This window comes from Kitasatospora sp. NPDC007106 (assembly GCF_040634455.1).
Classification (GTDB): Bacteria; Actinomycetota; Actinomycetes; order Streptomycetales; family Streptomycetaceae; genus Kitasatospora; species Kitasatospora arboriphila.
On sequence record NZ_JBEYFP010000248.1, the window covers coordinates 1 to 8,072 of the forward strand.

Consider the following 8,072-nt stretch of genomic DNA (forward strand, 5'->3'; position numbering starts at 1 on the left):
GCCGCGCCCGCGCTGGCGCCGGCCGCGGACTGCGACGTGACCAAGAGCGCGCCGCCCGCCGAGGACCCGAACGGGGCGGCGGTCCGGCGGATCCGGCAGCGCGGCTCACTGGTCGTCGGCGTCGACCAGAACAGCTTCAACTGGGGCTTCCGCAATCCGCGGACGGGCCGGATCGAGGGCTTCGACATCGACCTGGCGCACGCGATCGCGGCCTCGGTGCTGGGCGACCCGGAGAAGATCACCTTCCGGACGGTGCCCACCGCCCGCCGGATCGAGGCGGTCAAGAACGGCGAGGTGGACCTGATCACCCGCACCATGACCATCACCTGCGAGCGGCTGAAGGACGTGGCCTTCTCCGCCCCGTACTTCCGCACCGGCCAGCAGGTGGTGGTGGAGCGGGCGGCCAGGGTGACCTCGCTGGCCGCGGCCTTCAAGGGGCGGCGGGCCTGCGTGGCCGCGCAGTCCTCCTCGGAGGCGGAGCTGAAGCGGGACCCGCGCGGCACCAGCGCGGTGCGGGTGGTGGAGAACCAGCTGGACTGCCTGGTGCTGATGCAGCTCGGCCAGGTCGACACCACCCTCACCGACGGTTCGCTGGCCGCCGCGCAGGCCGCGCAGGACCCGACCGTGCAGGTGCTCGACGAGAGCATCTCGGACGCCTACATGGGGGTGGCGGTCAACAAGGCGGCGCCCGACCTGGTGGCCTGGGTGAACCAGGTGCTGGCGGAGTACCGCGCGGACGGGGGGTGGCAGCGCAGCTACACGCGCTGGCTGGCGCCCACCATGGGTGCCTCCGCCGCACCGTACCTGCCGTAGTCTCGTCACCCCGTCACCCGATCGTCCCGTCGACCGACCGTCCCGTCACCCGTCGCCCCGTCACACGAAGCACCGTCACCGGGGGCCGCGCCGCAGGCGCGGGAGGTGCCGCACCGGCACCGGGCGACCGCACCGGAGAGGAAGGACCGTTGGCAGGAACTGCCGGCCCGGCGATGAGCCGGGAGGAGGTGGACCGCGCACTCGCGCGGCTGGGCGCCGAGCGCGACGCCGTGGAGGCGGCGCTGCTCGACCTGCAGGACCATCCGGGCCGCCGGCTGCTGGAGGGGGCCGCCCTCACCGGGCGCACCCGGGAGCGGTGGTCCGTCGCCGGGCAGGGCCTGTCCGTGCTGTGGTCGCTGTTCGACCGCTACTCGGAGGCGCTGGCCTCGGCGCGCGCCGTCCGCTCGCGCCGCAACCGGCCCGGCTCCGCCGAACTGGCGGAGCTCGGCGAACTGCTCGGCGGGGCCTCGGTCACCGTCTCCGGCGGGCAGCTGCCGGACGGCGGCGCCCGGCTCGGCGCACCGGCCCGGCTGGTCGAACGGATCAGCCTCGCCGACCTGCTGGAGCGGATGAACGCCTGGTACGCGACGGTGCTGGAGGTGGTCGCCGCCGCGGACGCGGTCTGGTCGGCGCTGCCCGCCCGGATCGACCTGCTGCTCGCCGAACTGCACCGGGTGCAGATGCTGGCGCTGTCGGTCGGCGTACGGCCGGGGGGCCACCCGCTCGCCGACGACCTCGCCGAACTGGCCGGGGACCTGGCGGCGCAGCGCACCGAGGTGGTCGCGGACCCGCTGGCGCTGTGGCGGCCCGCCCGGGTGCCCGCGCAGCGCGCCGAGGACGGGCCCGCCGCGGCCGCGATGACGGCCGGCACGGTCTCCGGGGTGGTCGACACCGCCCGCTTCGACCGGGCGGGCCGGGCGCTGGACGACGTCCGGGTGGAGCTGGAGGGGCTGCTGCGGCTGCGCGACGAGTCGCACGAGCGGCTGCAGCAGGTCGCCGACCTGCTGCAGCGGGCGGACGCCACGCTCGCCGAGGCCCGGCGGGCCCGCGGCGAGGTGCTGGCGAAGATCGCCGCGACCGAGGTGCCTGCCGTGCCGGGCCCGGCCTCGGCGCTCCGCGAGCGGATCGGCCAGGCCGTGGAGCTCCAGCACGGCGGCCAGTGGTACCGGCTGGGGCCGCTGCTGGACGCGCTGGAGGACGCGGCCGCCAAGGAGCTCGCCCGGGCCCGGTCCTCGCTGACCGAGGTGGCCCAGCCGCTGGCGGTGCGGGCCGAGCTGCGGGGGCGGCTGGAGGCGTACAAGGCGATGGCGGCGCGGCTGCGGATCACCGAGGACCCGGAGGTCGTCGAGCGGTTCGAGAAGGCGCGCTGGCTGCTGTGGAGCGCGCCGTGCGACCTGCGCGCCGCCGCGGAGGCGGTCGCCCGCTTCCAGCAGGCGGTGCGGCCGGTGCCGGCGCTGCCGGCCGGTCCGGGGATCGCGGCCGGTCCGGGTGTCACGGACGGCGGGAACGGGCAGGACCACCAGGCCCCGGCGGTGCAGGACACCCGGCCGGCGGGGGAGTTCGAGGGGGGCGGGGACAGCGATGGGTGAGGTGTGCACGCGGCCGGAGTGCTCCGGCAGCGGTGTGATCGACGCGGACGGCTACTGCGACGAGTGCGGGCTGGCCGCCGAGACCGGCGCACCGCGGGTGCCCCCGGCCCGGGTCTCCCCCGACTCCGCGCGCGCCGGCTCGTCCCGCACCGGCTCCTCGCGGACGATGTCCGGCCGGTCCCGCTCGCACCGCTCCGCCCGGACGGGCACCGGCCGCTCGGTCTCGGTGCGCAGCAGCGGCGGCACCGCCGGGACGGGCCGCCGCGGCAACCTTGGCGCCGGCCTGGTGACGGTGCCCGCGGTGCCGCGGCCCGACCCGTCCGCGGCCGTGCTGGAGGACCCGGAGGTGCCGGAGCGCAAGCGGTTCTGCTCCAGGTGCGACGCGCCGGTCGGCCGCTCCAAGGGCGACCAGCCGGGGCGCCCGGAGGGCTTCTGCACCAAGTGCGGCACGGGCTACTCGTTCACGCCCAAGCTGCGCCGCGGCGACCTGGTCGGCGGCCAGTACGAGGTGGTGGGCTGCCTGGCGCACGGCGGGCTCGGCTGGATCTACCTGGCGGTCGACCGCCGGGTCAGCGACAAGTGGGTGGTCCTCAAGGGCCTGCTGGACACCGGTGACGAGGACGCGCTGGCGGTCGCGCTCGCCGAACGGCGCTTCCTCGCCGAGGTGGACCACCCGAACATCGTCCGCATCATCAACTTCGCCGAGCACCCCGACCTGCGGACGGGCGGCAGCGACGGCTACATCGTGATGGAGTACGTCGGCGGCAAGTCGCTCAAGGACATCGCCAACGAGCGCCGCACCCCGGACGGCCGGCGCGACCCGCTGCCGGTCGAGCAGGCGATCGCGTACGCGCTGGAGGCGCTGCCGGCGCTCGGCTACCTGCACGCCCGCGGGCTGGTGTACTGCGACTTCAAGATCGACAACGTGATCCAGAGCGAGGACTCGCTCAAGATCATCGACATGGGCGCCGTCCGGCGCCTCGACGACGACGGCCCGATCTACGGCACCGTCGGCTACCAGGCGCCCGAGATCGCCACCGACGGACCGTCACCCGCCTCCGACCTCTACACCGTGGCCCGCACCCTGGCCGTGCTCAGCCTCGACTTCCGCGGCTACGACACCACCCACCGGCACGACCTGCCCGGCCCCGACGAGGCCCCGCTGTTCGCCGCCTACGAGTCGTACTACCGACTGCTCGTCAGGGCCACCGACCCGGACCCGGCCCGCCGCTTCGGCTCCGCCGAGGAGATGGCCGACCAGCTCACCGGCGTCCTGCGCGAGGTGCTCGCCCTGCAGGACGGCCGGCCGCGGCCCGCGCTCTCCACGCTGTTCGGGCCCGAGGTCCGGGTGCTCGACACCGACCCCGCCGCCGGCCCGCCGGACCCGGCCGCCGCCGCCCTCGCCCTGCCGGTGCCCCGGGTGGACACCGCCGACCCGAACGCCGGCTTCCTCGCCGCCCTGGCCGGCACCGCACCCGGCGAGGCGCTGGCCGCGCTCGCCACCGCCCCCGCGCCCTCGCTGGAACTGCGCCTGCGGGCCCTGCGCGCCCACCTGGAACTCGGCGACCCGGAGGCCGCCGCACGCGACCTCGACGCCGTCGAGCAGGACCACCCCGGGGACTGGCGGGCCGTCTGGTACCGCGGCCTCACCGCCCTCGCCGCCGGCCGCGCGGGGGCCGCCGCCGAGGCCTTCGACGCGCTGTACGACGCGTTCCCCGGCGAGGCCGCGCCCAAGCTGGCCCTCGCCCTCTGCGCCGAACTGCTCGGCAACGGCGAGGACGCCGCCGAGTTCCACCGCCTGGTCGCCACCACCGACCGCAGCTACGTCGGCGCCGCCTTCGGGCTGGCCCGGGTCCGGCTCGCGGCCGGCGACCGGGCCGGCGCGGTCGCCGCCCTGGAGGCGGTGCCGGAGGCCTCCGCGCACCACACCGCGGCACGGATCGCCGCCGTCCGCGCCCGGCTGAGCGACCGTCCTGCGACCGACCCGCTCGGCCCCGACCTGGTGCGCTGCTCCGAGCAGATCACCGCGCTCGGCCTGGACGCCCGGCGGCACGAGGAGCTCTCCGTCGAGCTGCTGGACGCCGCCCTCGGCTGGGTCGTCGCGGGCCGCCCGGGCGGCTCCGGAACGGCCGCCGCGGGCAGCGCGGACCCGGCCTGCGAAGTGCTCGGACATCCTGCCGGCGAACGGGAACTGCGCTTCGCCCTGGAGCACTCCTACCGGGTGTTGGCACGGTTGTCCGACCGGGCCGGAACGAGGATCGAGATGGTGGAGCGGGCCAACCGTGCCCGTCCACGGACGTGGGTGTGAGCAATGCCGCAGCAGCAGACCGTGTGCCCGAGCTGTGCCGAGCCGCTGGCCCCGGACGACGCCTACTGCGGCGCGTGCGGACACAGCACCGCCGGGCCCGCCGCACCCGCCGGGGCCCGGGTGGTGACCGACGTCCGGGGGCCCGGAGCGACCGTGCCCGACCTCCAGCCGGCCGGGCCGGCCGCGGGCGCCTGCGCGCACTGCGGAGCCACCGGCCTCGCCCCCGACGGGTACTGCGAGTCCTGCGGCAAGGCGCAGCCGCGGCCGCGGGACCACCAGGAGCGGGCCATGGCCGGCGTCGCCGGCGTCAGCGACCGCGGCCTGCGCCACCACCGCAACGAGGACGCCTTCACCGTCGCCGGCACCTCGCTGCCCGGCGGCCGGCCCGCCGTCGTCGCCGTGGTCTGCGACGGCGTCTCCTCCTCCGCCCGCCCGGACGAGGCCTCCGCGACCGCCGTGGACGCCGCCTCCGAGTCGCTGCTCAGCTCGCTGGAACGCGGTGACGACCCGACCGCCGCGATGCGCCGCGCGATCGCCGACGCCGCCCGGGCCGTCACCGAGCTCGCCTACGACGACAAGAACCGCGCCCGGCCGGACGGCGGACTCAACGCGCCCGCCTGCACCTACGTCAGCGCCATCGCGGCGGACGGCCTGGTCACCATCGGCTGGGTCGGCGACACCCGCGCCTACTGGATCCCGGACGACCGCGAGTCGGCCGAGCCCTACCGGCTCACCGAGGACGACTCCTGGGCCGCCCGGATGGTGGCCGCCGGGCTGATGGGCGAGGCCGAGGCGTACGCCGACCCGCGGGCGCACGCCATCACCGGCTGGCTCGGCGCCGACGCCGAGGAGCTCCTGCCGCACACCGTCGCCTTCACCCCGCACGTGCCCGGCGTGGTGCTGATCTGCACCGACGGCCTGTGGAACTACGCGGAGGCCGCCACCGACCTGGCCTTCTTCGTCCGCGCCGACGCCCGGACACAGCCGCTGGCCGCCGCCCGTTCCCTGGTCGACTTCGCGGTCACCGCGGGCGGGCACGACAACATCACCGTCGCGGTGCTGCCGATCACCCCGGGCGAGCCCGAGCACGAGCCCACCCTGCTCGACCTGCCCGTGCAGCGGCCCGCCGCCGAGGCGGCCCCCGCACCGCAGGGGCACGACGCCACCCTGCCGGACGGGCCGCCCCCGGCGCCGCCCGCACCGCCCGCACCTCCGATGCCGCCCTTCCCGCCGGCCCCGGCACCGCTCGACTGAGGACGGCCGCACCCGGGCGCGCCGCAGGCCGGCGCGCCCTCGCCGCCGCGCGCCCGCACCGGCGCGGCCCCACGCGCCCGCACGACGACCCGACCACCGCACGACGACCCCACCGGACCCGCCCGCCCGCTCGACAGGAGCCCTCAGCCCATGGCAAGTCTGGCCAAGCCGAACGCGCCCCGATTCGACGTCGACATCTTCCAGAACGAGTACCTCGCCGAGGGCGCCCGCGAGGTCAACGCGATCGTGACCGTCACCGCCACGGGCGGCGGCACCGCCGGCGGACGGCTGCCCGCCTCCGCCGACGGCGGCGACGCCGCCGTGGTGATCATGATCGACTGCTCCGGCTCGATGGACTACCCGGCCTCCAAGATGCGCAACGCCCGCGAGGCGACCGCCGCCGCGATAGACACCCTGCGCGACGGCGTCGCCTTCGCCGTCGTGGCCGGCACCCACGAGGCCGCGGAGGTCTACCCGGGCGGCGGCGAGCTGGCCGTCGCCGACCCGTCCACCCGGGCCGCCGCCAGGACCGCCCTGCGCAAGCTCACCCCGATGGGCGGCACCGCCATCGGCACCTGGCTGGCCCTCGCCCGCCGGCTCTTCGAGAGCCGCCCGGAGCGCTCCATCCGGCACGGCATCCTGCTCACCGACGGGCGCAACGAGCACGAGAAGCCCGCCGAGCTGCAGGCCGTCCTGGAGCGGGCCGCCGGGTACTTCACCGCCGACTGCCGCGGCGTCGGCACCGACTGGGAGGTCGACGAGCTGCGCCGGATCTCCTCCGCGCTGCTCGGCACCGTCGACATCGTCGCCGAGCCCTCCGGCCTGGCGGACGACTTCCGGGCGATGATGTCCGCCACCATGGGCAAGCAGGTCGCGGACGTCGCGCTGCGGATCTGGACCCCGGCCAACGCCGTGGTGAAGTACGTCAAGCAGGTCGCGCCCTCGGTCGAGGACCTCACCGGCCGCCGCACCGACACCGGCCCCCGGGCCGGCGACTACCCGACCGGCTCCTGGGGCGACGAGAGCCGCGACTACCACGTCTGCGTCGAGGTGCCGGCCGCCGCCGTCGGCGACGAGATGCTGGCCGCCCGCGTCAGCCTGGTGCTGCCGCGGCCCGACGGCACCGCCGAGACGCTCTCCCAGGGCCTCGTCCGGGCCGTGTGGACCGACGACCTGGCCTCATCCACCCGGATCAACCAGCAGGTGGCCCACTACACCGGCCAGGCCGAGCTGGCCGCGTCCATCCAGGAGGGCCTCGCCGCCCACCGCGCGGGGGACGTCGACCGGGCCACCGCCAAGCTGGGCGCGGCCGTCCGGCTCGCCCACGTGACCGGCAACGACGGCACGTTCCGTCTGCTGGAGAAGGTGGTCGACGTGGTGGATCCGAAGGAGGGTACGGTTCGATTCCGTAAGAACGTGAGCGAGGCCGACTCGATGACACTCGAGACCCGGTCGACCAAGACCGTGCGAGTGAAGAGATGACCGGCCGATTCCCTGGGCCGGACCTGCTGATGTGGGGGATTTGATGCCGATCTGCCCTAGGGGCCATGAGTCGCAGGCCGAGGACTGGTGCGACTTCTGCGGCTTCCCGATGACTCCGCCGCCCGGTCTGGCCGTCCCGGGCGCCCCGCCGGCCCAGGGCTCGCCGTTCGGCGCTCCCGCCGGGTCCGGCTACCCGCCGCCCCCGCCCGCCTCCGCCCCGCCGCCCCCGCCCCCGGGCGGTCCGGCGTACGGCGGCCCGGGCGGCTACGAGCGGCCCCCCTACGAGCCGGCCGGCCGCGACTCCGGGTACGGGCAGCCGCCCTACGAGGAGCCGTCCTACGAGGAGCCTCCCTACGGGCGCCGCGGCGGCCTCGGCGGGCTGTCCATCGGCGGCGGCGGCCACGGCCACGGCCAGCCGTCGCACGGCGGCCCGGACATCACCGCGGGCCTGGTGACCTGCCCGATCTGCCGCAGCCCGCAGACCGGCCGGTACTGCGAGGAGTGCGGCTACGACTACGACCTGTCCGCGCCGCAGCGCCCGCAGGCGCCCACCCCGCCCCCGGCGGCCCCGCCCGCGGCTCCGCCGCCCCCGCCGGGGGCGGGGTGGGCGCCTGCGGGCGCTGCGG

Annotated in this window: 5 protein-coding genes and 1 pseudogene; all 6 read left to right on the plus strand. The window is 76.6% G+C overall.

Translation table 11 applies throughout. The annotated features are described in order from the left end of the window. The coding region (locus ABZ641_RS19610) for a glutamate ABC transporter substrate-binding protein (protein WP_359983365.1) at positions 1–813 on the plus strand (813 nt) is incomplete at its 5' end. Positions 814–986: 173 nt separating this feature from the next. Continuing rightward, a complete protein-coding gene (locus ABZ641_RS19615; protein ID WP_344625727.1) occupies positions 987–2,402 on the plus strand; it encodes a hypothetical protein in 1,416 nt (471 codons plus the stop codon). Beyond that, positions 2,395–4,710: a tetratricopeptide repeat protein gene (locus ABZ641_RS19620; protein ID WP_359983368.1), complete on the plus strand. Its 2,316-nt coding sequence runs from the start codon at positions 2,395–2,397 to the stop codon at positions 4,708–4,710. The genes ABZ641_RS19615 and ABZ641_RS19620 overlap by 8 nt, the downstream gene beginning before the upstream one ends. 3 nt (positions 4,711–4,713) lie before the next feature. Beyond that, positions 4,714–5,964: a PP2C family serine/threonine-protein phosphatase gene (locus ABZ641_RS19625; protein WP_359983371.1), complete on the plus strand. Its 1,251-nt coding sequence runs from the start codon at positions 4,714–4,716 to the stop codon at positions 5,962–5,964. 150 nt (positions 5,965–6,114) lie between these two features. After that, positions 6,115–7,446, plus strand: a complete 1,332-nt coding sequence (locus ABZ641_RS19630) for a VWA domain-containing protein (RefSeq protein ID WP_344625695.1) — start codon at positions 6,115–6,117, stop codon at positions 7,444–7,446. A 43-nt stretch (positions 7,447–7,489) separates the two neighbouring features. Next, a pseudogene (locus tag ABZ641_RS19635) lies at positions 7,490–8,072 on the plus strand (hypothetical protein); the annotation flags it as partial.